Consider the following 25,288-nt stretch of genomic DNA (forward strand, 5'->3'; position numbering starts at 1 on the left):
CTGTTTTTAATACGAAACGGCACCGTTGGTGATGCCGTTCCGGTTGCGTTAAGATTTCACCTTGAGGTCATTCTTCACGCTTTTCACGCCTTCAATGGCTTTGGCGATCTTCTCAGCCCGATCGGACTGGGCCTGATTCGCCACTTCCCCGGACAGCTGTACCACGCCATCGGTGGTTTCCACCTTCACGTTGCGCGATGGCACAATGTCATCTGCTAAAAGTTTAGCTTTTATTTCACTGGTGGTTGCTGCATCACCTGCATAACCTTTCAATGAACTCTGTTTGCTGTCTCTGACGTGTAGTTTGTCGCTGACGGATTTAACCCCTTCCACCTTCTGCACCAGCGCCACAGCCTTCTCGGCCTGGTCCTGCGAGGTGACAAAACCGCTCAGCGTAACCACGCCTTGCTGCGTTTTGACGGAGATATCCGTACTTTTAATTGCTTCATCGTCCACCAGCGCGGCTTTGGCTTTGGCGGTGATGCCGCTGTCATCCATAAAGCCATCGACTTTTTTCATAGAACTATCGATTTTGGAACCCGCGCTGCTGCTGGTATCAGCCGCCATTGCCGCGCCGCTTAACAGCGCAGTACCGGCCAGTGCAGCAATCAGGGTTTTAGCAATCTTAGTCTTATTCATCGATATCATCCTTCTATCAGTTAACCCACTCGCAACCGCGAATGCGCCAGCAACACACCACGTTGCTGCGTGATGGACGTAATCAGACCCACAGGTCCGTTTTCTCGTCCGACAGAATAATCATAGTAGGGATTACAGCTTTTGCTGGCTTTTGTGGTTGATATCTCGCCAAAAAGCGATAACCGCAGCGCAATTAAGAGGAGTCTGTATCGGAGAAAACCGGGCGGCACAAAGCAGCAGCCCGGTGAAGACGGCGAACTTAGTGTTCGCGCGTTTTACGGAAGGTCACGTCAGGATAGCGCTCCTGCGTGATGTTGAGGTTGACCATGGTCGGGGCGATATAGGTGAGGTTGTCACCGCCATCGAGCGCCAGGTTGATCTCGTTTTTGCGCTGGAAATCGTCAAACTTCTTCGCGTCGCTGCATTCAACCCAGCGGGCGGTCGACACGTTGATGGCCTCGTAAATCGCCTCAACGTTGTACTCGCTCTTGAGACGCGCCACGACCACATCAAACTGCAGCACGCCCACCGCACCCACGATCAGATCGTTGTTGTGCACCGGACGGAACACCTGCACGGCGCCCTCTTCCGACAGCTGGACCAGCCCTTTCAGCAGCTGTTTCTGCTTCAGCGGATCGCGCAGGCGAATGCGACGGAACAGTTCCGGGGCGAAGTTCGGAATACCGGTGAACTTCATGGTTTCGCCCTGGGTGAAGGTGTCGCCAATCTGGATGGTGCCGTGGTTATGCAGGCCGATGATATCGCCCGGATAAGCTTCCTCAACGTGCGAACGGTCGCCCGCCATGAAGGTAAGCGCGTCGGAAATCACCACATCTTTACCGGTACGCACCTGACGCAGCTTCATGCCCTTCTCATATTTGCCGGACACCACGCGCATAAAGGCCACGCGGTCACGGTGTTTCGGGTCCATGTTGGCCTGAATCTTAAACACGAAGCCGCTGAACTTCTCCTCTTTGGCTTCGACTTTGCGGGTATCGGTCTGGCGCGGCATTGGCGCCGGCGCCCAGGCAACCAGACCATCCAGCATGTGATCGACACCAAAGTTGCCCAGCGCGGTACCAAAGAACACCGGCGTAATTTCGCCGCTCAGGAACAGCTCTTTGTCGAACTCGTGCGATGCGCCCTGCACCAGCTCCAGCTCGTCGCGCAGCTGCTGCGCCAGCTCTTCGCCGACGGCCGCGTCCAGTTCCGGGTTCGCCAGCCCTTTTACCACGCGCACTTCCTGAATCGTGTGGCCTTTGCCGCTCTGATACAGGTAAGTTTCGTCGTTGTAGAGGTGATACACGCCTTTGAACAGCTTGCCGCAGCCAATCGGCCAGGTGATCGGCGCACAGGCGATTTTCAGCTCGCTCTCAACCTCATCCAGCAGCTCCATCGGATCGCGAATGTCGCGGTCCAGTTTGTTCATGAAGGTGATGATCGGCGTGTCGCGCAGACGGGTCACTTCCATCAGCTTGCGGGTACGATCTTCAACCCCTTTCGCGGCGTCGATCACCATCAGGCAGCAGTCCACCGCCGTCAGCGTACGGTAGGTATCTTCCGAGAAGTCTTCGTGCCCGGGGGTATCCAGCAGGTTAACCAGGCTGTCGCGATACGGGAACTGCATCACCGAGGTGGTGATGGAGATACCGCGCTGCTTCTCCATCTCCATCCAGTCTGATTTGGCATGCTGGCTGGAGCCGCGACCTTTAACGGTACCGGCGGTCTGGATCGCCTGTCCGAACAACAGGACTTTTTCGGTGATTGTGGTTTTACCGGCGTCCGGGTGCGAGATAATCGCAAAGGTACGACGGCGCGCCACTTCTTCTAAAAAGGGAGCAATAGACATGAGTGAATTCTTCTTCAGGGCAACGTGCGGGCGGCGCGCTGCGAATAAATCATTCCGGAGCCAGTCCGGCGGATAACGGTGCCAATGGCGACGCATGCGCGTCGGGTCACAGCAGGGTGTGTGCGATCTACATTGGCGGCAGTCCGGTTATCCCATCAGCATTGAGGCGGCATAGCATACAATATTTCAGCAGGCGGGGGAATCTGCGGCAGGATGAGACGATGCTCGCGCAGTTCAGGACATGTCTTGTAAACACTAAGCGATGTCTGGCTGAGAATGCCTGTCCGGAACCGTCACCCCGGCAAGGACCGCAAAATGACTCTACAGCTCAACCCACATACCTACAGCCCGTCGCACCGAAACGCCGCCCTGTCGTCGCCCGCGCAGATGTACCGCAAACCCGGCGAGATGCTGCTGATCAACGCGCCGGATAACGCCGCCGTGCCAGCCACCGGCCGCGCTGATTTTTCCCGCAGCAGCCTGCCAGCGCACCTGCATTATCTGCTCACGCCGCGCCCCGGTTTTTCTGCCGGTCAGCATTTTGTCCCGGAGTATCCGTACATGCTGGACGCCGCGCTGTCGGTCACTGCCCGCCGGGGCGCGGTGTCGTTAGCACCGTATCACGCCGACAGTGACAAGTGCGCGCTGGTGATTGAGCGGCAGACGCTGGTGAAGTTTGATTTGCCGCCACTGCACGATTTGGTGCTGAGCTACATCGGTCTCAACACCTACTTTAGCGAAGTGCGCTTCTACAACTGTGCCGGACGCATCGTGGCGTTTCGTCGCCTGAACGCCAGCAAAAAGCGCCACGAAGTGTTCTGCTTCGCCGGCATGAAGCCGGTCTCACTGGTGATTGAGACCAGCCAGCACAGCTCGATTTTGCTCGATGAGATGGTGTGGAATCAGACCGTGGGCGCGGGCTAACGCTGAGGCGCGTTACCCCAGCATGCGCACCACGGCCGCCTTGAAGATTTTCACGCCGATCTCCAGCGAACTCAGCTCAAAGCGCATCTGCGGATGGTGCAGTCCCGGCACCAGATTGGTTCCCAGCCCCCAGAAACCGGCTTTCACCTGCGGATTTTTCACCGGATAGTAGAAGAAATCCTCGCTGCCCGGCGTGGTTTTCGCCGCCAGTAATCCCTGCTCGCCGAGCACATCGACAATCGCGGCGCTCAGCAGCGCGGTGGCATCGGCATCAATTTCCGCCGCCGGCATCTCTTTCAGCACCACCACTTCAGCGGTTGCGCCCAGCGCGGCCACGCTGTGCTGAATCGCCTGGCTGACTTTCTCTTTGAGCAGTTCCATCGGCGCGTTCTCCTGCGAACGCAGATCCCACACCACGCGCGCCTCGTCCGGCACCGAGTTGGTCACGCCTGCGTCGCACAGGAAGCGCGTCGCTTTTACGCTCCAGGTGAGGCCCGGTGCCAGATGAATGCTGTTCACCGCCTGCACCGCCTGGACTGCCGCATCAAGCGCATTGATGCCCAGATGCGGTCGTGCGGCATGGGCCGGAACACCTTTAATGGTGGCCTCCAGCGTGCTGCACGCTGAATAGATCACCGCAGGCGTCGCCTGCCCGACCTGACACTCCTCCAGCGGGCGCAAATGGAAGCCGAGGATCATCTCCACGTCATCCAGCGCGCCGCCCTCAATCATCGCCAGCGCGCCGGCCCCCAGCTCTTCAGCCGGCTGGAACAGCAGCTTCAGCCGTCCTTTTTTGATGGCCCCTTCCTGCAGCAGCTCCTGCGCGGCGGTCAGCACCACCGACGAGTGGCCGTCATGGCCGCAGGTATGGCGGGCGCAGGCAACGCCGTCGATCACGTGCCCGAGCGCATCCATGTCGGCGCGCAATGCCAGCACCGGGCCCGGCACGCCGCTGTCGATTTCTGCCACGATGCCAGTGGTCTGGTTGATGCCGCGCGTGACCTTAATGCCAGCCTGTTCCAGCTGGCCGGCGATGTAGGCCGAGGTTTTAACTTCCTGAAACCCCAGCTCGGGGATTTCATGCAGAAAATGGTAGTGATCGAGAACTCTGGACACCGTTTCGCTCCTAAACAAAAAAACGCATCACGAACATAGCGATAACCGCATTGATAATGCTGGTGAGCATCAGTAGCGGCCAGTATTTTTTCGGCACATCGGCGACGCCCAGCAGGCGGCCCATGTACTGCAACTGCGAACCCATAAGAAAAATCGCCGGTGCGAGGATAGTGATGTCGGTACCGCTCAGCAGGCCTTTCGCCATCAGGCTTACCGCCACCCCGACGCTGGCCGAGGATGACAGCCACGCGGTCAGCAGCACGGTGATCGCCTCGCCGGGCAAACCGAAAATCCCCATCAGCGGTGCAAACGCGTGGCCAAGAAACTGCATGATGCCGAGCAGATTCAGCACTTCCGCCAGTACGTAGGCCATCACCACATTGGGCATCAGATTGTGAATAGCAATATGGAAGCCTTTACGCGCGCCGACAATAAAAATATCAAACGGATTATTATTGACCCGCGTCTGTACGTTATTTGACATCAGCAAAATCCTTCTTATAAACACTGTTTAACACAAAACGGACAAATGCCGCACCGACGAATTTCAGCACAAACATTAGCAGCAGCGGAATAATGATTGGTGCACTCATGGACGCAAATAGCGCCGAGCCAATGGCAAAATAATTATTGATCAGTCCGGCACCGGAATATTGCCAGGCGCTCATCACCACCAGCTCTTTTTTACCGATTTGCTGCTGATCCGCCATCTCTTTGGTGAGCGCCGCACCGGCATCGGTACTTTGCAGATCGGTAATCAGCGCCAGGCCGCAGCGTCCCGGCAACCCCATCAGCGGTTTCAGCAGTGGCGTCAGCAGCGTGTGGGCGGCACGAATCGCGCCGTAGTGGGTGAAAATCTCCAGCACGCCCAGCGCCAGCATTACAGTAGGTGCCAGCGACAGCGCGAACAGAAAGCCGGCTTTGGCGCTGATGCCGCCGGCACCGAGAAAGGTGGAACCTGACTCTTTGATGGTGCCAAAGCTGCCACCCAGCGTGGTGAAATCAAACGCGCCCAGCCAGCTAAAGCCTTCGACCTTATAAAGCAAACCGGAAAAAAACAGTATTGCCAGTATCAGCGCGAGATAATTTCCGGCGCTTGCCGTGACCGTTTGTGGCGCGGCCATGATTTTTTCTTCAGACATCTTTTCTCCTGCTGGCCCTATTTCTGCCAGACGTGGTTGCAATATACGGAACTATTAACCAAGCAGGATTTATGCCAATGCGTACTTTCTTTAATTTCGCTATGGCTAATTTTGTTCAGTAACAAGCAGCAGCCAGAATAAGCGTTTAAATCGCCGTGTCAGGTTTATTGCTGGTTGCGCCAGTGCTTATTTTATCGGCGGGGTGACTGGCGAAGAAGTGATCGGTGCAGTTGTGCGCTGCACCGCCAGCAGGCAACGCAGCTGCACTAAAACAGTGCTGCGGACTGTGAATGAAAATTAGTCAAAATTGAGAATTCTTCGCATTCAACTAGCGGAATAATTCCATTTATAATCAATAAGATAAATTCAACTTTTTTACGAAAAAACCTTCACAAAAAAGTATAGATTGATGCATAATTCGCCGTACTTCACCTGACAAATTAAAAAGGACTCAGCCATGTTAACCGCTGAAATGACCTCACGCCTGAACGACCAGCTCAATCTCGAATTCTTCTCCGCCAACCTCTATCTGCAGATGAGCGCCTGGTGCAGCGACAAAGGCTTCGAAGGTGCCGCCTCGTTCCTGAAAATGCACTCGCGCGAAGAGATGCAGCATATGCAGAAGCTGTTTGACTACGTCAGCGATGCCGGTTCACTGCCGGTGCTGGGCAGCATCGCCGCGCCGGCGGTAAGCTGGACCTCGCTGAATGACGTACTGGAAGAAGCGCTGAAGCACGAGCAGCTGATCACCAGCAAAATCAACGAGCTGGTGCACGCCGCGCTGACTTCGCAGGATTACTCCACCTTTAACTTCCTGCAGTGGTACGTTGCCGAGCAGCACGAAGAAGAGAAGCTGTTCAAAACCGTGCTGGACAAGCTGGCGCTGGTGGGCAACAAAGGCGAAGGTCTGTTCCTGGTGGACAAAGATCTGGGCCGCATGAACGTCGAAGGCCACGGCCAGTAAAAATAATAAAGATTATGCACAGCAGCATGCACAACGCCCGACTCTGTCGGGCGTTTTTTTGTGCTTACTCCAGCGCTTTTAGCCTAAGCTCCGACGGCTGTGGCCGGCCAAACAGGTAGCCCTGGAACAGCGTACAGCCCTCTTCGCGCAGGCGGACAAACTGCTCATTACTCTCCACGCCCTCTGCGGTGATCTGAATATCCAGGCTGCGGCTCATGCCGGTAATCGCGCGGATGATCGCCAGCGCCTCGCGGCTGTCGCCCATATCATTGATAAATGACTTGTCGATTTTGATCTTATCGAACGGGAACGAACGCAGATAGCTGAGCGACGAGTAGCCGGTGCCGAAGTCGTCGAGCGCAATCTGCACGCCCAGCATTTTCAGGCTCTGCAGCGTACGGATATTGCCGAGCGTATCATCCAGCAGCACCGATTCGGTAATCTCCACCTCCAGCCGATGCGGCGCCAGGCCGGATTCCCGCAGCGCGCCCTCCACCACCGACACCAGCGAGCTGTTCTTAAACTGCAGCGGCGACAGATTGACCGACACCGACTGTTCGGTTTCCCAGCTCTGCGCCTCGCGGCAGGCTTCGTACAGCGCATAGGCGCCGAGCATATGGATCAGTCCGGTCTCTTCGGCAATCGGAATGAAGTCATTCGGCATGATCAATCCTTTGATCGGATGATGCCAGCGCATCAGCGCCTCATAGCCAATGATGCCGGTTTCGTTGGTGATCGGCTGATAGTAGAGCTTGAGCTGCCGTCCGGTAATTGCCTCGCGCAGATCGTTCTCGATCACCCGGCGGCTGCGCGCCACATTATCCATCTCCAGCGTAAAGTGCTCATAACGGTTACGGCCGTTACGCTTGGCTTCATACAGCGCCATGTCGGCGCAGCGCAGCATGTGTTCCGGCGTATTGGTGGCCTGCGAGGTCAGCGCGATGCCGACGCTCAGCCCGACCGATAGGTTGTGGCCTTCAACATTCACCGGCGGGCGGATCGCCTCGATCAGGCGCTGCGCCACAATCGCAGCCTCATCGGCATTCCGCACGTTGGGCAGCACGATGGCAAACTCATCGCCGCCGATGCGCGCCAGCGTGTCCTGATCGCGCAGTACGCTGCGCAGCCGCTTCGCCACCACCCGCAGCAGATCGTCACCGATTTGATGCCCCAGTGCATCGTTCACGTTCTTGAAGTTATCCAGATCGAGACACAGCGTGGCGCTGGTCTGGCCCTGCTGCTGATCGACGCGCAGCGCCTCGCTCAGCTTCTGGCGAAACAGGATGCGGTTTGGCAGGCTGGTAAGATTATCGTGATGCGCCATGTGACGAATGCGCGCATCGGCTTCGCGCTGGTCGGTGACATCTTCCACAATTAGCATCACGTAATTCTGCCGCATGTCTTTGCCGCTGATGGTGGTGGCGCGCGTGTGCAGCACCCGCTCACCGCCAGCGGTCAGCAAGAGCTGCTCGCGCGTGTGGATGCCTTCGCTGCGCAGCGCGATATCCGCCAGGCTGTTGAAGTAATCACTCAGTTCCGCCGACATACATTCGTGCGGCCGCTTATGCATAATCAGCGACTTACTGAAGCCAAACAGCTGCTCGGCTTTGTCATTGACCATCAGGATTTCGCGGCTGATGGCGTCTTCAACGATCACGCAGGAGGGAATGTTGCTGATGATGGTGTCGAGGAAGCCGGAAAGCTCCGACATTTTGGCGCTCTGCGCCTGCGCCAGATCGCGCGCACGCAGCAGCTGCTGCTCGTGCTCACGCCGCTCGGTGACGTCGCGGGTGATCTTGGCGAAGCCGATCATTTTGCCCTCTTCATCATGAATCGCGTCAATCACCACATGCGCCCAGAAGGCGGAGCCGTCTTTGCGGTAGCGCCAGCCCTCGTCCTCAAAGCGACCGGTTTTCAGCGCGATGCCCAGATTGGCATCCGGCGTACGCGCCTGACGTTCCGGTGAGCCGTAGAACACGGAGAAGTGCTGGCCCACGATCTCGTCAGCCATATAGCCTTTGGCGCGCTGCGCGCCGGCGTTCCAGTTCACCACCCGGCCCTGTAAATCCAGCATGTAGATGGCGTAATCCGTCACGCCTTCAACTAACAGGCGGAAGGTTTTCTCGTATTCACGCTGCTTGCGCAGCAGCGCCTGCTGTTCGGTGCAGTCGCGGGTGATTTTGGCATAGCCGATCAGTTTGCCGGCGTCATCGCGAATCGCGTCGATGATCACATGCGCCCAGAAGGCGCTGCCATCTTTGCGATAGCGCCAGCCTTCGTCTTCAAAGCGACCGGTTTTAAACGCGGTGGTCAGGTTGCGTTCCGGGATATGGTTCAGGCGATCCTGTGCGCTGTAGAAGCGCGAGAAGTGCTGGCCGACAATCTCTTCAGCCACATAGCCTTTGGCGCGCTGCGCGCCGGCGTTCCAGTTTTCGACGTTGCCGTCAAGGTCGAGCATGTAGATGGCGTAGTCCGTTACGCCTTCAACCAATAAACGGAAACGCTGCTCCTGTTCCTGTTGTTTACGCTGCTGCGCCTGCTGTTCAGTGCAGTCGCGGGTGATTTTGGCAAAGCCCAGCAGTTCGCCGTACTCATCGCGGATGGCGTCGATCACCACGTGCGCCCAGAAGGCGCTGCCGTCCTTGCGATAGCGCCAGCCTTCGGTTTCATAGCGCCCGGTGGCGGTGGCGATGGCCAGACCGCGCTGCGGCGCGCCGTTGCGCCGATCCTCTTCACTGTAAAACAGCGCAAAATTCTTCCCGATGATCTCTTCGGGGGTATAGCCTTTGGCGCGTTGCGCCCCGGTGTTCCAGTTAGCCACCGTGCCATCCGGCTTAATCATGTAGATGGCGTAATCCACCACGCTCTGCACCAGTAGCCGGTACATTACGTCAGAGTTATTGTTCATTGTTGTTCGCCTATGCTGGCCTGGTCTCGATGCGCAGTTAAGATAATTCTTAATCTTCAGGCAGACTTAAACGCAAAAGCGCATCGCTTACAAGCGCAAATCATCCGCAGACAAAAGTTGGTAGTGTGGTTATCGGCAGTGGCGAGAAAATGTTCAGTGGGATAGTGGATTTATTGCGCAAAGTTGACAGCACGCCGCGCGGAGATTCTCCGGCGGCGTGCTGTCAGGTGGCATTAACTGACGTCATCTGGCGCGTTCAGGTTAAATGCATGCCGATATAGCGTTCATAACGCGCGGGTTTTACGCGTGACAGATCGACCAGCACCAGACCATCAATACAGTGATTGAAATCCGGATCGCTGCCGAAATCGATAAACTGCACGCCGCCCGGCTCACACACTTCCGAATACTGTTTGTACAGCGTCGGAATCGCGGTACCGAGATTAGCCAGCAAATGCTTGAGACGACGCAAATCGTCGGCATAGTTATCGCCGGTGAACTGCGCCAGCACCTCCGGCAGCGACGCCGGATAAGGGCGGCGCGATTTCGCCAGCGGCAGGTCGGTCGGAAAGTAGAGACGGTAAAACGCCACCAGCAGATCGCGCGCCGCCAGCGGCATGGTGCCGGAGATTGATACCGGGCCAAACAGGTAGCGCGTCTGCGGATAGCGCGCAATGTAAGCGCCGATGCCCATCCATAAATAATCCAGCCCGCGCTTGCCCCAGTAGGCCGGCTGAATGAAGCTGCGTCCCAGCTCCAGCCCCTGCTGAATAATCGGCAGCATGCGCTCGTCATAGTGGAACAGGCTGTCGCTGTAGATGCCCTGCAGCCCGCGCCGCGCCAGCTGCTCGGCGCCGGGAATAAAGCGGTAGGCACCGACAATCTCCAGCGCCTCGTCATCCCACAAAATCAGGTGATAGTAATCATCGTCATACTTGTCGAGATCGCGCCGCCGGCCGCTGCCCTCGCCCACCGCGCGGAAGGCGATTTCGCGCAGCCGGCCCAGTTCACGCAGCAGCGGTACCCAGCTGGCCCCGTTGCGCCGCCACAAATAGATCTGTTTGCCGTCCGGCAGCGTCCCGAGCCGTTCACTCTCCAGCAACGCTTTTTTCAGCTCAGCGCGATCTTCCGGGCGGGCGATGGCGGCTTCGGTGAGAAACAGACCGCGTCGTCCCTGGCCGATGCGGTACAGATGCTTGCGCAGCCGCTTCGCCAGCTCTTTGCCCGGCGTATGGCCATCGTGCCAGTTGGCGAAGGGAATCTGTTCGCCGATATGCAGTTTGATGCGCGTGCCGCGCTGGCGGAACATTTCGCGCACCAGCATCAGCAGCGCCAGCGGTGCCGCCACCTTCGCCGCGGCGTAAAACGCCAGGCTGTTACGTCCGACTACGTGCACCGGCACCAGCGGCGCGCGGGCGCGGGCGGCGAGGCGCAGAAAACTGTGGTGCCAGTGACGGTCACGCACGCCGCGGCTGGACAGGCGCGAGACTTCACCGGCCGGAAAGATGATCAGCGCGCCCTGGTTGTCGAGATGCTGCTGCATGCGCGTCAGCTGCTCGCGGCTGGTGCGGTTGCCCATGTTATCCACCGGCAGCATCAGGTTGTTGATGGGTTCCAGCATCATCAGCATGCGGTTGGCAACGATTTTCACGTCGCGCCGCACCTGCGATACCGCCGCCAGCAGCGCCAGGCCGTCCAGCGCGCCAAGCGGATGGTTGGCGACGATCACCACCGGCCCATGCGTCGGGATCTGTTCAAGGTCGCGTTCGCTGAGCTCACAGCGCACATCCAGGTGTTCCAGCACCTGCTCCACCATATCCACCCCTTTCAGATGCGGATAGCGCTGGGCAAAGTCCTGAAACTCCTGTTCACGCACCGCCCACTTCAGCAGGCTTTTCTGCCAGTGCGCTGGCTGCTGGCCTGGCCAGTAAGTATTGAGAAGCTGATCAACGGAAAACATGGTGCACCTTTTTATACGCAGCGGTTTATTCCCCTGACGTTAAAACGGCTTGTTTTCAGATTTATGACCACGGCAGATGCGGACAGGAAAAAGTATCGGCGCGCTTTGTGCTGGCGCATAAAAAAGTCAATTTTACCTTAAATGAGAATTTTCCAGACAGGACTTAAATCTTATTCTTAAGACCCGTGAATTAATCTGGTCACACCTCTGCTAATGAATTTTCATCGGTGTTTATTCCTTGCATTCTTTTTTTGTTTATTTTTGGACTACACATATGATTCATTCGGTATTTATAGTTGATGACCACCCATTAATCTGTGCGGGTATTCAGGCACTGCTGCACGCTTATGACTATTCGGTTGCGGGCATTGCCAACAAAGGCGATTTATTGATTAGCGAATTACATCATGCGCAGCCAGACGTGGTGCTGCTGGACCTGACCATGCCCGGCCGCGCGGGCATTCCGCTGATTGCCGACATTAAGCGTATTTTGCCGCAGCAAAAAATCATTGTTTTTACCGCCTCAGAAAGCCTGTTTTATCAACGCTGTTGCCTGCAGTTAGGGGTAGAAGGCTATGTGTGTAAACGCGGCGATTTGGAAACTTTATTGACAGCAATAAAAGAAGTCGAGCGCGGAAAACGTTTTTATCCGGTCACGCACAGCGCGGCGGATGCCGCCGAACTGATTGAAAGCGAGAAATTGATGAGTTTAACGCGTCGCGAATTGATTGTGCTGGTGAAACTGGCCTCCGGGATGAGTAATAAAGAGATCGCCTCGCAATTACAGCTGAGCAGTAAAACCATCAGCACTTATAAAATTAAAATTCTGCGTAAGCTCGGCCTGAAAGGGATTAGCGGAATTAATACGGCGGCGCGCGCCAATGAGCTGGTGTGAGTCAAACCCGGCCCGGTCCGCCAGCGTGACGACCGGGCAGCAGGTCAGAGCTTGAGCGGCGGCAGCTGAGAAAATACGCTCAGCAACCCTTTGCTCCACAGCTGGCGGATCTGGGAAAAGTAGGGATGCTGTTCGGTGATGTGGTACTGCTCGCTGTCGCTGAAGCTGTCGCTGTGGTAAACCATCGCGTCGAGCGGCAGGCCGACGGAGATGTTACTCGCCAGCGTCGAATCCATGGAGATCAGCGCACACTGCATCGCCTGGCTGAGCGAGGTCTCATAGCGCAGCACGCGGTCAATAATTGGCTTACCGTATTTGCTCTCACCAATCTGGAAGTACGGCGTGTCGACGCTGGCTTCAATAAAGTTGCCCTGCGGATAGATCTGGAACAGCCGCGGCTCTTCGCCGCGAATCTGCCCGCCCAGCAGCAGCGTGCCGCCAAACTCCTCGCCGTCGCGCGCAATCACTTCACGCAGCGTGGCGCCTACCAGCAGCGCAATGTCGTACAGCGAACGCCCGTTAAGCAGATTGGGTTGTTCGCTGTCGTTGCAGTTGCGCCGCAGCAGGCTCATCACGCTCTGCGTCGTCGCCAGATTGCCAGCGCTTTGCAGCACCAGCGTGCGCTCATCATCCACCTGAAACACATGCAGTTTGCGAAACGAGGAGATATGATCCACGCCCGCATTGGTGCGTGAATCCGAGACAAAAATCATCCCGGCCGATAAACGCATTGCCACACAATAAGTCATAGTTACGCCTGTTCCGATTACTGCTGCCCGTGCACCTGTTGCACCGCAGCCACCGCCAGCATATCTTCACCGCCGCCGCCCAGACGAATGCCGCGCACCGGACAGGCATCGAGATAGTCGACACCCACCGCCAGCCGCAAATGCTGCCGCGTACTGCGCGTGTTATTGGTGATATCAAAGCTGTGCCAACTGCCATCCAGCCAGGCTTCAACCCAGGCGTGGGTAGCAACGTGTTCAACGTTGTCAGTATACAGATAGCCACTGACGTAGCGCGCCGGGATGCCCAGGCTGCGACAGCAGGCGAGAAACACGTGGCTGTGATCCTGGCAAACGCCGCTGCCGGCAGCAAACACTTTCGCCGCGCTGTCGCTTACCTGCGTGCTGCCGGGCTGGTACGGCATTTTCAGCAGCAGCTCGTCCATCAGTTTTTCCAGGCTGGCGAGCGGTTTTTCCGCCTGCCAGTAGCGCCGGGCGAAGTCGCGGATTGCCCCGTCCGGCTGGGTCAGCGGCGTAGCGCGCAGAAAAACCAGCGGCGACAGCGTCGACTGCGGATCCGGCGCCAGCTCGCTGGCATCCAGAATCTCGACCACGCCGCGCGCGGCAATCTCCAGCAGCTGATGCGGCCTGTCCAGCGTCAGCACGTGCAGCACGTTGCCGTAAGCATCCAGCGTGCGCGTCGCCTCACACGGCAGATCGAGCTGCCACGACAGCACCTGCTGGTGCACCGAATTCTGCGGCGTCAGGCGCAGATACTGGGTGCTGAGTTTTACCTGCTGCTCATAGGCGTACCAGGTTTTGTGCTCAATGTTCAGTCTCATTTCGCCTCCAGATAGGTGTGATTGATGCTCTCCGCCAGCGCGTTGATGCGGCTGAGAAAATGGTCCAGCCACGGCTGCAGGCCGTCGCGCGTCAGGCTTTCCCAGGTGCTGAAGCGCATCTCCGCCAGCAGGACCGTACTGAGATAGCGCGGACGATCCTCGCCGCTGCTGCCAATCTGCTCCAGCTGGCTGGCGATCTCTTCAATGCAGGAGTGCAGCGAGCGCGGACTTTCGCTGCGCAGGATCAGCATTTCGTTGACCAGCGGCGGCATCAGCTGCTGCTTAAAGATGGCGTTGTAGGCCTCGCGCGCCGACACCGCGCGCAGCAGGCTATCGAGGCAGTAATATTCCCGTACCGTGTCGGGATGCTGCTCCAGCAGTTGCTGGTTAACGCTCAGCAGCCGCGCGGTGCCGTCGCTGCGCTCCATCAGCGTGCCAAGCCGGATAAAACGCAGCGCATCGCCGCGCAGCAGCGTGCCGGACATCGCGCCGCGAAACAGATGCGAACGCTCTTTCACCCAGTCGAAGAAGCTGTCGGCACCGGCCGGCGAGATGCCGCGGCGGCGCGTGTTGCGCATCTCAATCCACGTCGAGTTAATGCTCTCCCACACTTCGGATGACAGGCTGCCGCGCACCGCGTGCGCGTTGTTCCACGCCGCCTGCCAGCAGCTGAAAATACTGCTCGGGTTACGCTCATCCAGCGCGAAGAAGTTGAACAGCTGCGGCATGGTGCAGCGCCCGTTGAGGGTTTCAAACAGCTGACGCGTACCGGTCAGGTTGAGCGGCAACAGCAGTTCGTCGCCCTGACGATTGCGCACCGGCATCAGCGACAGGCGATGGGTCACATCCAGCACCCGGGCAAGTTGTTCTGCGCGCTCCAGATAGCGCGCCATCCAGTAAAGGCCACTGGCCGTCCGGCTTAGCATGATGTGTCATCCTCCAGCACCCAGGTGTCCTTGGTGCCGCCGCCCTGCGACGAGTTCACCACCAGCGAGCCTTCGGTCAGCGCCACGCGCGTCAGGCCGCCCGGCACCAGCCGGATATCCGCGCCGTACAGCGCAAAAGGCCGCAGATCGATATGGCGCGGCGCCAGACCGTTGTCGATAAAGGTCGGGCAGGTGGAGAGCGACAGCGTATCCTGCGCGATGTAATTGTCCGGCCGCGCCAGCAGCCGCTCACGGAACTCGCTCAGCTGCTGCTGGCTGGCGACCGGGCCAATCAACATGCCGTAACCGCCGGCACCGTGCACCTCTTTCACCACCATCTGCGCCAGATTGGCCAGCACATAGCTCAGATCCTGCGGCTTGCGGCACTGCCAGGTGGGCACATTGTTGAGGATCGGATCTTCATCAAGGTAGTAGCGGATCATCTCCGGCACGTAGGGGTAGATCGACTTGTCATCGGCGACGCCGGTGCCGATCGCATTCGCCAGCACCACATTGCCGGATCGGTATACCGACAGTAATCCCGGCACGCCGAGCATCGAATCCGGCCGGAAGGCGAGCGGATCGAGGAAGGCGTCATCCACGCGGCGATAGATCACATCCACTTTGCACGGCCCGGCGGTGGTACGCATCAGCACCGCACCGTCTTTGACGAACAGATCGGCGCTCTCCACCAGCTCCACGCCCATCTGCTGAGCGAGAAAGCTGTGTTCGAAGTAGGCGCTGTTGAAACGTCCCGGCGTCAGCACCACCACCACCGGATCGTTAACCGGTGAGCTTTCGCGTAGCGTCTGCAACAGGTGCGACGGATAACGCTCCACCGGCGCGATATGCTGCGCGGCAAACAGCTCCGGATAGAGGCGCATCATCATTTTGCGGTTTTCCAACATGTAGGAGACGCCGGACGGCGTGCGCAGATTATCCTCCAGCACGTAATAGTCGCCGTCGCTGTTGCGTACCATATCGACACCGGTAATGTGCGCGTAGATCTGGCGATGCAGATCGACATCCTGCATACAGGGCTGATACTGATCGTTAACCAGCACCTGCTCGGCCGGCACGATGCCGGCTTTGAGAATATATTGCTGATGGTAGATATCGTGCAGGAAGGCGTTGAGCGCCTGAACGCGCTGGCGAATGCCGCGTTCCAGCATCGCCCACTCGCTGGCAGGAATGATGCGCGGCACGCTGTCGAACGGGATCAGCCGCTCGGCACCGCCATCGTCACCGTAGACGTTGAAGGTGATGCCAACGCGATGAAACAGCAGTTCTGCCTCTTCACGTTTGCGCGCCACCGCCTCTTTGTCCGCCTGTTGTAACCATTCCCAGTAATGCTGGTAGTGAGCGCGGTGCTGACCGTCGCTCTGCAACATCTCATCGTAGAAGGTTGATGCTATCTGGTCGCGTGCTTTCATGATTTACCCGGCGCTTGTCAGAGGACCTGACTTCTCTCCTGCACAAAGTGTGCCAGAGGCCCGCCGCCGCAACGGCACGCGCGCCCCGAAAGCGGAGCCGCGCCGGATAATCCTTGCCTTGCACCTTACTGGTGCATCAGCTGCTGCGCCACTGGCAGCCAGATTTCGGTCATTGCTCCTTCGCCGCCGGTAAACGGGTCGCGATCCGGCAGCGGCACGCGCTGGATCTGCTCTTTCGACGCGCGCAGCCGGGAAGGTTCGTCGCGCACGGTTTCCGGTGACATCCCTTCAGGATAGGCGCCAACGGTGAAAAAGTCGTCGGAGGCAAACACCTGTTTATGGCCCACGCCGGCCGGGATCAGCACCGCATCCCCCTCACGCAGCGTCACCATGCGGCCGCTGTCGCCGCCAAACAGCACTTCCGCCCAGCCCGCGCCGACGCCCAGTACCTCATGGGTGTTGGGATGATAGTGGGTGTAAGGAAAAATCGGCGCGCGCCACGCCGCAGGCCAGCCGCTGGCGCTAAAGGTTTTTTCAAACCAGGCCGCGCTGTCCTCCTCCTCTTCCGGCACCACGCACGGCCAGATGATCAGCGGCAGCGGATTATTGGGTACACCGCCGGACGGCAGCGATAACATTAAATGCTGCGGGTTACCTGACGATCCCGCGGAAAAGGTACCGGCGGCGAAAGACATCAGTAACAGCAGACTGGAAGATTGGGCAGACATACTCTTTCTCCGGATAGCCACGTTGCCTAATTGTGGCAAAGCCACCGGGCATTGCAATGTGCGCACACCGGCAAAATTCACATAAAAGAATGATTTAGCTTACTAAAGCCAAATTACTTATTAACATATTTAACATTTCGTGGCATGCCATGGCGCGCCTCGTTTACCCGGCGTCTGCCGCAGCTAAAAACAGGCAAAAAAAACCGGTGGATTTCGCCACCGGTAGAATCAACAGTTGATTCAAAGGCACTGACAGGTTATCGCAGGCGGTCAGCGATGGGTTTCACCACGTTCTCCCCTTCGCGACCATAAAACTGAAACAGCGTCTCGGCTGCCGCCTCGGTGAGCACCATGATTTCAATGCGGCGGTTACGTGCGCTGAGCGGATCGGCTTTGTCGAGCGGCATACGGGACGACATGGCATTCACCTGCAGCACGCGCGTGCTTTCCAGCCCGCCGCGCTCCAGCGCACGCCGCGCCGCCAGCGCACGGTCACCGGAGAGATTCCAGTTGTTGTTCGCCGCGTTGCCGCTGTACTGTGCGGCGTCGGTGTGGCCGCTGATCATGATTTTGTTGTCGATGCGGTTAAACACCGGACCAAGTTCGGTCAGCAGGCGCTGATAAAACGGCGTCAGCACCGCGCTGCCGCGCGGAAACATCATGCGATCCTGGTCATCCTGAATCAGGATACGCAGCCCCTGCGGCAGGGTTTCCAGCGTCAGCAGGTTCTGGGCGTGATAGCTGTTGATGATGCTCTGGATCTGCTGACGCAGCTGCGCCAGCTCGGCGTCAGAGCGCGACAGCACGCTATCCAGATCTTCCTGCGGCTGGCTGGCGTTACTGTTGCTGTCGCTGTTTTCCGCGCTGGTGTCACTGACGGTGGCGCCCTCGGTCGGCGGCGCAATCGCCAGCGTTTCACCAATGATGGCGGAGCCGCGTCCGGTTTCGACATCGAACGGATTAAAGCCGGAACCGTTAAACACCGAGGTGCCGTTAAGCTGCGCGACAATCTCCTTACGCTCGTCTTCGGTGACGGCGCCCATGATCCACAGCACCATAAACAGCGCCATCATCGCCAGCGTGAAGTCGGCAAAGGCCACCTTCCATGCGCCGCCGTGAGCCCCGTGATGCGCTTTCCTGCCGCCGCGTTTAATGATCAACTTTGTGGTGGTGACCAAAGGGGCCGAGCGTATTTCTGAAGTATCGGCGCGCTTTACCCTCGACGCGCTGCCGGGCAAACAGATGGCGATCGACGCCGATCTCAACGCCGGGCTGATCAATCAGGAACAGGCGCGGGTGCGGCGTCAGGATGTGGCCAACGAAGCGGACTTCTACGGCGCGATGGACGGTGCCTCCAAGTTTGTGCGCGGTGACGCCGTCGCCGGCATCATGATCCTGCTGATCAACGTGCTGGGCGGCATCCTGATCGGCGTGTTCAAACACGGTTTACCGGCCGGCCAGGCGTTCGAACAGTATGTGCTGCTGACCATCGGTGACGGTCTGGTGGCGCAGATTCCGTCGCTGCTGCTGTCGACGGCGGCGGCGATCATCGTGACGCGTATCAGCGACGGCGCTGACATGGGCGAGGAAGTGAAGTCGCAGCTGCTGGCGAAACCGGCCACGCTGTATACCGCTGCGGGCGTGATGTTTGTGCTGGCGATTGTGCCGGGCATGCCGCACATGGTGTTCCTCGTCTTCACCGCCCTGCTGCTGTTCGCCGCGTGGCGCCAGAGCCGCGTGGTGCAGAAGCCGACGCAAAGCCATGTCGACATGGAGGCGATCAATCAGGCGCTGGCGCAGCCGGAGGAACAGCCGACCATCAGCTGGGACAATATTCCGCTGGTCGAGCCCATCGGCCTTAACCTGGGCTACAAGCTGGTCACGCTGGTGGACAAAGGCAAAGGCGCGCCGCTGACCCAGCGTATGCGCGGCGTGCGCCAGGTGGTGTCGGAAACCAGCGGCGTGCTGCTGCCGGAGATCGCCCTGCGTGAAGATTTCCACTTAAAGCCGTCGCAGTACGCGATTAAGATCAACGGCGTCCGCACTGCCGTGGGCGAAGTGCACGCCGACCGCCTGATGGCGCTGCCGACGCCGGATCAGTACGGTGAGATCGACGGCCTGCTGGATACCGATCCCGCGTACGGTATGGCGGTGACCTGGATCCTGCCAGAGCAGAAAGCCAAAGCGCTGAATCTGGGTTATCAGGTAGTCGACTGCGCCAGCGTGGTGGCCACGCACGTCAACAAAGTGGTGCGCGAAAACCTGCCAGAGCTGTTCAACTACGATGATATTACTCAGCTGCATCAGCGGCTGGCGAGCGTGGCGCCGAAGCTGTCAGAGGATCTCAACGCCGCGGTGAACTACAGTCTGCAGCTCAAGGTGTATCGTCTGCTGCTCAACGATCAGGTATCGCTCAAGGACATCACCACCATTGCCACCACGCTGCTGGAGAGCGTGGCGATCACTAAAGATCCGATCCTGCTGACCTCCGACGTGCGTTATGCGCTGCGCCGCGCCATGGTGGCGGCGATTGCGCCGGACAACAAACCGCTGTCGGCCTATACGCTGGATAACAGCCTGGAAAACCTGCTGCTGGCAGCGCTCAATCAGGCGCAGCAGGGCGGCAAAGTGGCGCTGGACAGTTTCCCGGTCGACCCTAACATTCTCACCCAGCTGCAGAGCACGCTGCCGGTGATGATGGAGCAGCTGAAAGCGCAGAACCTGACGCAGGTGCTGCTGGTGACGCCGCAGCTGCGGCCGCTGATTGCGCGCTACGCCCGGCTGTTCGCCAGCGGGCTGAATGTGCTGTCGTATAACGAGGTGCCGGACGATGCCAATCTGCAGATTGTCGGGCAGGTGAGCTGATGCGTTGCGGAAAACTGTTATAAAAAAACACCTCTGATCTGTCTCTGCCGCCCTTCACTGTTATGTGGTTTACTGGCAGGCAGTGATATTCAGAGGTGAATAATGGACGCGATTAAACAAATTCTGATCGATGAAATCGACACGCTCAACCGCGAGGAGCGGCGCGATAATCTGCCGCGTTTCAGCTTTAACTTCCTGAAAACCCATCCGGGGCTGTGGGGCGTGATGTACCTGTGCTACGGCCTGTGCGTGGCGCTGATTTTCTCGACTGAGATGCTCGGCTGGCCGGCCTTCTGGTTCGCCACGGTGTTCGTGCTGGTGATGAGTTTTCTGATGTTGCTGGACATCAACCCGAAATACCGCTTCGAGGACATCGATACGCTGGATTTGCGCGTGTGCTATAACGGCGAGTGGTATTACGTGCAGCCGGTCTCACAGCAGGCGCTGGACAAGATCCTGGAGAATCCGGGCACGCCCGAGCGCGTGCGCAGCGGCATCGATCGCCTGATGCAGCAGAAAGGAGAAGTGGATTTTTATGATGTCTACTACCTGACCTGGGGCCATCAGCGCGCCGCGAAGATCTGATCGGGCAAATTCATTCCTGCTTCCATGGTATTTATAAGCCCTTAATGACTCACTGCTTAATTACTACCCCCTGCGTCTTTACACAGAAGGTATGCGAAGCTAAAGAGGGTAGTAAGACAACGCCTGAAGGCTGGGTCAGGAAGTTTCGCCGCGCGCACCAAATCAAAACGCCGGCACGCCGCTGTGAAAGCGCAGCTCAGTGTCCGGTTCGCTGATCAAGCGCGCTTCCGCTGCCCCAATCGCCCGCACGCGCGGTGCGATATCCTTCGGTGAAATCTGTGCCGCCAGCGTCAGGTAATCCTGATAGTGGCGCGCTTCGGAACGCAGCAGTGAGATGTAAAACTTCTCCAGCTGCGCATCCAGGTACGGCGCCAGGCTGGCGAAGCGCTCGCAGGAACGCGCTTCGATATACGCCCCGCAAATCAGTTTATCCACCAGCGTATCCGGTTCATGGGTGGTCACTTCACGCAGCAGCCCTTTGGCGTAGCGGCTGGCGGTGATCTTGCGATAGGGCAAACCGCGCGCCTGCATGATTTCCCACACCTGATAAAAGTGGTGCAGCTCCTCTTTGATCAGCAGCACCATCTTTTCCACCATCTCATCAGCCCACGGCAGTTCATTGCGCACAATGATGCTTTTGCTGAGATTCTTGTGGGCATTGATAAAATCGCTGTCGTGATTCTCGCCGAAAATAAAATCTTCGTACGGCTGCAGCCACGCCAGAATCGCGTTACCACTGGGTTTATCCGCGACGTATTTGCGGATCAGCCACACCGCGGTTTGCGCCGCTTTCAACTCGCATACCATATGATCGGTAAGCAGCAGCGTGAGATTTTCCGGCTTGCGCGCTTCATCAATCCACGCCTGCGGCGTGCGGCACTGTAAAAACTGGTGAATGGGGTCTAATAGCGAAGCGTAATTCATCGGAGGTTCTTTGCTGGCAGGAAAATTACCGGGCGGCGCGTGCCGCCCGTCAGGGCTTAGTGACGCACACCGTCATCGTCTTCGTCGTCGATCTCTTCGCCGTCGTCTTCATCTTCGGCATCCGGATCTTCAAAGTAGGTGCCCCAGCCGTCGTAATCGACGTTGTATTTCCCGACCAGATTCACCAGCTGCTCGACCTGCGCGTCAATCAGTTCCGGCTTCAGCGCCGATTCGCTCAGGATGTCGACGCACATCACGGTGCTACCGTCTTCCAGCTCCAGCTCTTCCGGCTCGGTGACTTCATAGCCCAGCTTGAACGCGTCAACCGCGGCTTTCTCCAGCGAGTCGAAGTTGTTGCAGGAGAGATGATGCTCGATGGTGTAAAGCGCATCCGGATCGCTGCCGTCTTCCAGCAACTCTTCAATGATCAGGCGCGTCTCTTCGCGCTGTTCTTCCAGCAATGCTTCGTATGCCATGGGCGTGTCCTCAAAATGGTGGCAGTGAATGCAATTATTTTCCCACACTGCCTCGCGCGCCACTACACAAAACAGAAAGTTTCTTATCGCTGGGGTTGAAAATGCATATTCATACGATTAGATTGAATTTTAATTCATTATTGATGTAATGCGGAGCGCAGTATGAGTCAGCTGTATTCGAGACATTTCCTGAGATTGCTGGATTTCACCCCAGCCGAAATCACCGGTTTGTTATCACTCGCCAGTGAATTAAAACAGGCAAAGAAAAACGCCAGCGAAACCCAGTACCTGAAAGGCAAAAACATCGCGCTCATCTTCGAAAAAGACTCGACCCGTACCCGATGCTCTTTCGAAGTTGCCGCCTACGATCAGGGCGCTAACGTCACCTATCTCGGCCCGAGCGGCAGCCAGATCGGCCATAAAGAGTCGATGAAAGACACCGCGCGCGTACTGGGACGCATGTATGACGGCATTCAGTATCGCGGCTACGGTCAGGCGCTGGTAGAGACGCTGGCCGAACATGCCGGCGTGCCGGTGTGGAATGGCCTGACCACCGAGTTCCATCCGACGCAGCTGCTGGCTGACCTGCTGACTATGCAGGAGCATCTGCCGGGCAAAGCGCTGAGCGAGATGACGCTGGTGTACGTTGGCGATGCGCGCAACAACATGGGCAACAGCATGCTGGAAGCGGCGGCGCTGGTGGGGCTGGATCTGCGGCTGGTGGCGCCGAAAGGCTGCTGGCCAGAAGAGGAGCTGGTGGCGCAGTGCCGCGCGGCAGCGCAGCACACCGGCGGCAAAATCACCCTGACAGAAGAGATTGCCGAAGGCGTGCAGGGTGCTGATTTCATCTATACCGACGTCTGGGTATCGATGGGTGAAGCGAAATCGGTGTGGGGAGAGCGCATCGCCCTGCTGCGTCCCTATCAGGTGAACAGCGCGATGCTGGCGCTGACCGGCAATCCGCAGGTGAAATTCCTGCACTGCCTGCCCGCGTTTCATGATGACCAAACCACGCTCGGACGGCAGATGGCCGAACAGTATGGTCTGCACGACGGCATGGAAGTCAGCAACGAGGTGTTTGAATCCGACCATAGCGTGGTGTTTGACCAGGCGGAAAACCGCATGCACACCATCAAAGCGGTGATGGTGGCGACGCTGAGCCAGCGCTAAGCCTGCACGGCGCAAACGTTTACCTCGCGCGTGATTTCTGCTTGATGCGGCTCTGTGAATGCGTATAATGCGCCACAATTTGCCGGAGGAAACATGCAACAGCGCAGCGCACAATTTGCCGCTCCCGTACGCCTGAATGCAGGCGGCGCACCTGTTTCTTTCCGTCATTCATCGATCGCCAGAAAGCCCCTGTAAAGGGGCTTTTTTTTGTCCGCAATCCGGCAGCGCAGAGGAGAGAGCTATGGCCAACCCGCTATATCGCAAGCACATTATTTCCATCAACGACCTCAACCGCGATGAGCTGGAGCTGGTGCTGCATACCGCCGCCCAGCTGAAAGCCCATCCGCAGCCGGAGCTGCTGAAACACAACGTTATCGCCAGCTGCTTCTTTGAGGCTTCAACGCGCACTCGTTTGTCGTTTGAAACCGCGATGCACCGGCTGGGCGCATCGGTGGTGGGGTTTGCCGACGGCAGCAACACCTCGCTGGGCAAGAAAGGGGAAACTCTCGCCGATACTATCTCGGTGATTGGCACCTATGTGGATGCCATCGTGATGCGCCATCCACAGGAAGGGGCGGCGCGCCTGGCCACGGAGTTTTCGGGCGGCGTGCCGATCCTTAACGCCGGCGACGGCGCCAACCAGCACCCGACACAGACGCTGCTCGATCTGTTCACCATCCGGGAAACCCAGAGCCGCCTCGATAACCTCAACGTGGCGATGGTCGGCGACCTGAAATATGGCCGCACCGTGCATTCGCTGACCCAGGCGCTGGCGAAGTTCAGCGGCAACCGCTTCTACTTCATCGCACCGGATGCGCTGGCGATGCCGTCCTACATCACCGATATGCTGGATGAACAGAACATTGCCTGGTCGCGCCACGACAGCATCGAAGAAGTGATGCCGGAGCTGGATATTCTCTACATGACGCGCGTACAGAAAGAGCGTCTCGATCCTTCAGAGTATGCCAACGTGAAAGCGCAGTTCATCCTGCGGGCGGCCGACCTGGCCGGTGCGCGCGATAACATGAAGGTGCTGCATCCGCTGCCGCGCATTGATGAGATCACCACCGATGTCGACAGCACGCCGCACGCCTGGTATTTCCAGCAGGCCGGCAACGGCATCTATGCCCGCCAGGCCCTGCTGGCGCTGGTACTGAATAGCGAACTGGCACTGTAAGGAGCAGAACGATGACCCACGATAACAAACTGCAGGTTGAAGCCATCAAACGCGGCACGGTGATCGACCATATTCCGGCGCAGGTCGGCTTTAAGCTACTGTCACTGTTCCGCCTCACCGAAACCGATCAGCGCATCACCATCGGCCTTAATCTGCCGTCGGGCGAGATGGGACGTAAGGATCTGATCAAAATCGAAAATACTTTTCTGACCGATGATCAGATCAATCAGCTGGCGGTGTACGCGCCGCACGCCACGGTGAATCGCATTGATGAGTATGAAGTGGTGGCGAAGATCGCACCAACGCTGCCGGAACGCATCGAGCGCGTGCTGACCTGCCCCAACGGCAACTGCATCAGCCGCAGCGAGCCGGTGTTCTCCAGCTTTGCGGTGAAGCAGCGCGATGACGATGTGCACCTGAAGTGTAAATACTGCGAGAAAGAGTTCGCGCGCCACGTGGTGCTCGGTCACTGGTAATCGCCCGTTTCCTCCCTATAATGGGGCGAACATTTTCGCGGCGGGCAAGGGTTCGCCGCGCATGCCTAAGGAGAAACAATGTCTCGCGAAATCAGTACTGAAAAAGCCCCGGCAGCGATTGGCCCGTACGTCCAGGGCGTGGATCTCGGCAGCATGATCATCACCTCCGGCCAGATCCCGGTCGATCCGGCCACCGGTGCGGTTCCGGACGATATCGCCGCGCAGGCGCGTCAATCGCTGGAGAATGTGAAGGCGATTGTGCTGGCCGCTGGCCTGCAGGTGGGCGACATTGTGAAGACCACCGTGTTCGTCAAAGACCTGAACGATTTCGCCACGGTCAACGCCACCTATGAAGCGTTTTTCACCGAGCATCAGGCCAGCTTCCCGGCGCGCTCCTGCGTGGAAGTGGCGCGTCTGCCGAAAGACGTGAAGATTGAGATCGAAGCCATCGCGGTACGTCGCTGATTTAGCTGTCATCATTCACACAGCATGCAGGGGGCGTATCCGTGCGCACCTGGCGTGATCGCCTGGTCGTCATCAATGATGCCCCTGCATAGTTCGTGA

Annotated in this window: 23 protein-coding genes and 1 pseudogene; 9 read left to right on the forward strand and 15 right to left on the reverse strand. The window is 58.1% G+C overall.

From position 1 onward, the window contains the following. Positions 1 to 48 precede the first annotated feature (48 nt). Together osmY and prfC are read right to left on the reverse strand one after the other, a co-directional pair. On the reverse strand, positions 49 to 639 hold the full coding sequence (gene osmY, locus AC6I79_RS16755) for a molecular chaperone OsmY (protein WP_021507660.1): 591 nt from the start codon (positions 637 to 639) through the stop codon (positions 49 to 51). A 259-nt stretch (positions 640 to 898) separates the two neighbouring features. After that, positions 899 to 2,488 carry a peptide chain release factor 3 gene (gene prfC / locus AC6I79_RS16760; RefSeq protein WP_021507661.1) on the reverse strand — a complete coding sequence of 530 codons (1,590 nt, stop codon included), beginning with the start codon at positions 2,486 to 2,488 and terminating at the stop codon, positions 899 to 901. A gap of 315 nt (positions 2,489 to 2,803) precedes the next feature. Between prfC and AC6I79_RS16765 the strand changes: the two genes are divergently transcribed. After that, positions 2,804 to 3,412, forward strand: a complete 609-nt coding sequence (locus tag AC6I79_RS16765; RefSeq protein WP_159377340.1) for a hypothetical protein — start codon at positions 2,804 to 2,806, stop codon at positions 3,410 to 3,412. 12 nt (positions 3,413 to 3,424) lie between these two features. Here AC6I79_RS16765 and AC6I79_RS16770 read toward each other — a convergent pair whose 3' ends face one another. The 3 genes from AC6I79_RS16770 to AC6I79_RS16780 are packed head-to-tail and all read right to left on the reverse strand — an operon-like array spanning position 3,425 to position 5,670. Next, positions 3,425 to 4,528 (reverse strand): M20 peptidase aminoacylase family protein, encoded by a 1,104-nt coding sequence (locus tag AC6I79_RS16770; RefSeq protein WP_159377341.1) that lies wholly within the window; start codon positions 4,526 to 4,528, stop codon positions 3,425 to 3,427. Positions 4,529 to 4,538: 10 nt separating this feature from the next. After that, entirely contained in the window at positions 4,539 to 5,012 is a 474-nt protein-coding gene (locus AC6I79_RS16775) for a YjiG family protein (RefSeq protein WP_021507664.1), read from the reverse strand. Next, positions 5,002 to 5,670, reverse strand: a complete 669-nt coding sequence (locus AC6I79_RS16780) for a nucleoside recognition domain-containing protein (RefSeq protein ID WP_021507665.1) — start codon at positions 5,668 to 5,670, stop codon at positions 5,002 to 5,004. Before AC6I79_RS16780 ends, AC6I79_RS16775 begins: the two co-directional genes overlap by 11 nt. Positions 5,671 to 6,127: 457 nt before the next feature. Between AC6I79_RS16780 and ftnA the strand changes: the two genes are divergently transcribed. Beyond that, positions 6,128 to 6,634 carry a non-heme ferritin gene (ftnA, locus tag AC6I79_RS16785; RefSeq protein ID WP_058759556.1) on the forward strand — a complete coding sequence of 169 codons (507 nt, stop codon included), beginning with the start codon at positions 6,128 to 6,130 and terminating at the stop codon, positions 6,632 to 6,634. A 64-nt stretch (positions 6,635 to 6,698) separates the two neighbouring features. Here the strand turns inward: ftnA and AC6I79_RS16790 are convergent, their stop codons facing one another. Further along, complete coding sequence (locus tag AC6I79_RS16790) at positions 6,699 to 9,542, reverse strand: sensor domain-containing protein (protein ID WP_159377342.1); 2,844 nt, start codon at positions 9,540 to 9,542, stop codon at positions 6,699 to 6,701. A 256-nt stretch (positions 9,543 to 9,798) separates the two neighbouring features. Beyond that, positions 9,799 to 11,502: a bifunctional ornithine lipid synthase OlsF gene (gene olsF / locus AC6I79_RS16795; RefSeq protein WP_021507668.1), complete on the reverse strand. Its 1,704-nt coding sequence runs from the start codon at positions 11,500 to 11,502 to the stop codon at positions 9,799 to 9,801. A 274-nt stretch (positions 11,503 to 11,776) separates the two neighbouring features. On the opposite strand from olsF, the gene AC6I79_RS16800 reads away from it, so the two are divergent. Continuing rightward, a complete protein-coding gene (locus AC6I79_RS16800; RefSeq protein WP_021507669.1) occupies positions 11,777 to 12,397 on the forward strand; it encodes a response regulator transcription factor in 621 nt (206 codons plus the stop codon). A gap of 44 nt (positions 12,398 to 12,441) precedes the next feature. Here AC6I79_RS16800 and AC6I79_RS16805 read toward each other — a convergent pair whose 3' ends face one another. The 6 genes from AC6I79_RS16805 to AC6I79_RS16830 all read right to left on the reverse strand — a co-directional run bounded on the left by AC6I79_RS16805 (position 12,442) and on the right by AC6I79_RS16830 (position 18,229). Beyond that, positions 12,442 to 13,146 carry a proteasome-type protease gene (locus AC6I79_RS16805; protein WP_031279727.1) on the reverse strand — a complete coding sequence of 235 codons (705 nt, stop codon included), beginning with the start codon at positions 13,144 to 13,146 and terminating at the stop codon, positions 12,442 to 12,444. Positions 13,147 to 13,163: 17 nt separating this feature from the next. Further along, positions 13,164 to 13,964 (reverse strand): transglutaminase family protein, encoded by an 801-nt coding sequence (locus AC6I79_RS16810; protein WP_058759558.1) that lies wholly within the window; start codon positions 13,962 to 13,964, stop codon positions 13,164 to 13,166. Beyond that, complete coding sequence (locus AC6I79_RS16815; RefSeq protein ID WP_021507672.1) at positions 13,961 to 14,890, reverse strand: alpha-E domain-containing protein; 930 nt, start codon at positions 14,888 to 14,890, stop codon at positions 13,961 to 13,963. The genes AC6I79_RS16810 and AC6I79_RS16815 overlap by 4 nt, the downstream gene beginning before the upstream one ends. Further along, positions 14,884 to 16,323: a circularly permuted type 2 ATP-grasp protein gene (locus AC6I79_RS16820; protein WP_058770669.1), complete on the reverse strand. Its 1,440-nt coding sequence runs from the start codon at positions 16,321 to 16,323 to the stop codon at positions 14,884 to 14,886. The genes AC6I79_RS16815 and AC6I79_RS16820 overlap by 7 nt, the downstream gene beginning before the upstream one ends. A 125-nt stretch (positions 16,324 to 16,448) precedes the next feature. Further along, complete coding sequence (locus tag AC6I79_RS16825) at positions 16,449 to 17,051, reverse strand: hypothetical protein (protein WP_021507674.1); 603 nt, start codon at positions 17,049 to 17,051, stop codon at positions 16,449 to 16,451. A 257-nt stretch (positions 17,052 to 17,308) separates the two neighbouring features. Then, positions 17,309 to 18,229: a flagellar motor protein MotB gene (locus AC6I79_RS16830; RefSeq protein ID WP_498027443.1), complete on the reverse strand. Its 921-nt coding sequence runs from the start codon at positions 18,227 to 18,229 to the stop codon at positions 17,309 to 17,311. On the opposite strand from AC6I79_RS16830, the pseudogene AC6I79_RS16835 reads away from it, so the two are divergent. Together AC6I79_RS16835 and AC6I79_RS16840 are read left to right on the forward strand one after the other, a co-directional pair. Further along, positions 18,201 to 19,916, forward strand: a pseudogene (locus tag AC6I79_RS16835) (flagellar biosynthesis protein FlhA); the annotation flags it as partial. The gene AC6I79_RS16830 and the pseudogene AC6I79_RS16835 overlap by 29 nt on opposite strands. Before the next feature lie 102 nt (positions 19,917 to 20,018). Continuing rightward, on the forward strand, positions 20,019 to 20,501 hold the full coding sequence (locus AC6I79_RS16840; protein ID WP_021507677.1) for a YlaC family protein: 483 nt from the start codon (positions 20,019 to 20,021) through the stop codon (positions 20,499 to 20,501). A 162-nt stretch (positions 20,502 to 20,663) separates the two neighbouring features. Here the strand turns inward: AC6I79_RS16840 and miaE are convergent, their stop codons facing one another. Then, entirely contained in the window at positions 20,664 to 21,425 is a 762-nt protein-coding gene (gene miaE, locus AC6I79_RS16845; RefSeq protein ID WP_498027444.1) for a tRNA isopentenyl-2-thiomethyl-A-37 hydroxylase MiaE, read from the reverse strand. A 56-nt stretch (positions 21,426 to 21,481) separates the two neighbouring features. Further along, complete coding sequence (rraB, locus tag AC6I79_RS16850; RefSeq protein ID WP_010615961.1) at positions 21,482 to 21,901, reverse strand: ribonuclease E inhibitor RraB; 420 nt, start codon at positions 21,899 to 21,901, stop codon at positions 21,482 to 21,484. Positions 21,902 to 22,063: 162 nt separating this feature from the next. Here rraB and argF point away from each other — a divergent pair, with 162 nt between their 5' ends. The 4 genes from argF to ridA all read left to right on the forward strand — a co-directional run bounded on the left by argF (position 22,064) and on the right by ridA (position 25,189). Further along, positions 22,064 to 23,071: an ornithine carbamoyltransferase gene (gene argF / locus AC6I79_RS16855; RefSeq protein WP_498027445.1), complete on the forward strand. Its 1,008-nt coding sequence runs from the start codon at positions 22,064 to 22,066 to the stop codon at positions 23,069 to 23,071. 241 nt (positions 23,072 to 23,312) lie between these two features. Beyond that, positions 23,313 to 24,248 carry an aspartate carbamoyltransferase gene (pyrB, locus tag AC6I79_RS16860; protein ID WP_058770675.1) on the forward strand — a complete coding sequence of 312 codons (936 nt, stop codon included), beginning with the start codon at positions 23,313 to 23,315 and terminating at the stop codon, positions 24,246 to 24,248. Between the two features lie 11 nt (positions 24,249 to 24,259). Continuing rightward, positions 24,260 to 24,724 (forward strand): aspartate carbamoyltransferase regulatory subunit, encoded by a 465-nt coding sequence (gene pyrI / locus AC6I79_RS16865; RefSeq protein WP_010615964.1) that lies wholly within the window; start codon positions 24,260 to 24,262, stop codon positions 24,722 to 24,724. 78 nt (positions 24,725 to 24,802) lie between these two features. Then, entirely contained in the window at positions 24,803 to 25,189 is a 387-nt protein-coding gene (ridA, locus tag AC6I79_RS16870; protein ID WP_010615965.1) for a 2-iminobutanoate/2-iminopropanoate deaminase, read from the forward strand. The last annotated feature ends 99 nt before the right edge of the window (positions 25,190 to 25,288 follow it).

Source organism: gamma proteobacterium symbiont of Scutellera amethystina (assembly GCF_059730845.1).

Coding starts and splice junctions, on each gene's coding strand:
- AC6I79_RS16775 (WP_021507664.1), bottom strand. CDS start 5,012: ATGTCAAATAACGTACAGACGCGGGTCAATAATAATCCGTTTGATATT.
- AC6I79_RS16825 (WP_021507674.1), bottom strand. CDS start 17,051: ATGTCTGCCCAATCTTCCAGTCTGCTGTTACTGATGTCTTTCGCCGCC.
- AC6I79_RS16780 (WP_021507665.1), bottom strand. CDS start 5,670: ATGTCTGAAGAAAAAATCATGGCCGCGCCACAAACGGTCACGGCAAGC.
- rraB (WP_010615961.1), bottom strand. CDS start 21,901: ATGGCATACGAAGCATTGCTGGAAGAACAGCGCGAAGAGACGCGCCTG.
- AC6I79_RS16840 (WP_021507677.1), top strand. CDS start 20,019: ATGGACGCGATTAAACAAATTCTGATCGATGAAATCGACACGCTCAAC.
- argF (WP_498027445.1), top strand. CDS start 22,064: ATGAGTCAGCTGTATTCGAGACATTTCCTGAGATTGCTGGATTTCACC.
- miaE (WP_498027444.1), bottom strand. CDS start 21,425: ATGAATTACGCTTCGCTATTAGACCCCATTCACCAGTTTTTACAGTGC.
- AC6I79_RS16765 (WP_159377340.1), top strand. CDS start 2,804: ATGACTCTACAGCTCAACCCACATACCTACAGCCCGTCGCACCGAAAC.
- pyrI (WP_010615964.1), top strand. CDS start 24,260: ATGACCCACGATAACAAACTGCAGGTTGAAGCCATCAAACGCGGCACG.
- AC6I79_RS16815 (WP_021507672.1), bottom strand. CDS start 14,890: ATGCTAAGCCGGACGGCCAGTGGCCTTTACTGGATGGCGCGCTATCTG.
- prfC (WP_021507661.1), bottom strand. CDS start 2,488: ATGTCTATTGCTCCCTTTTTAGAAGAAGTGGCGCGCCGTCGTACCTTT.
- pyrB (WP_058770675.1), top strand. CDS start 23,313: ATGGCCAACCCGCTATATCGCAAGCACATTATTTCCATCAACGACCTC.
- AC6I79_RS16810 (WP_058759558.1), bottom strand. CDS start 13,964: ATGAGACTGAACATTGAGCACAAAACCTGGTACGCCTATGAGCAGCAG.
- AC6I79_RS16800 (WP_021507669.1), top strand. CDS start 11,777: ATGATTCATTCGGTATTTATAGTTGATGACCACCCATTAATCTGTGCG.
- olsF (WP_021507668.1), bottom strand. CDS start 11,502: ATGTTTTCCGTTGATCAGCTTCTCAATACTTACTGGCCAGGCCAGCAG.
- AC6I79_RS16805 (WP_031279727.1), bottom strand. CDS start 13,146: ATGACTTATTGTGTGGCAATGCGTTTATCGGCCGGGATGATTTTTGTC.
- AC6I79_RS16820 (WP_058770669.1), bottom strand. CDS start 16,323: ATGAAAGCACGCGACCAGATAGCATCAACCTTCTACGATGAGATGTTG.
- ftnA (WP_058759556.1), top strand. CDS start 6,128: ATGTTAACCGCTGAAATGACCTCACGCCTGAACGACCAGCTCAATCTC.
- ridA (WP_010615965.1), top strand. CDS start 24,803: ATGTCTCGCGAAATCAGTACTGAAAAAGCCCCGGCAGCGATTGGCCCG.
- osmY (WP_021507660.1), bottom strand. CDS start 639: ATGAATAAGACTAAGATTGCTAAAACCCTGATTGCTGCACTGGCCGGT.
- AC6I79_RS16790 (WP_159377342.1), bottom strand. CDS start 9,542: ATGAACAATAACTCTGACGTAATGTACCGGCTACTGGTGCAGAGCGTG.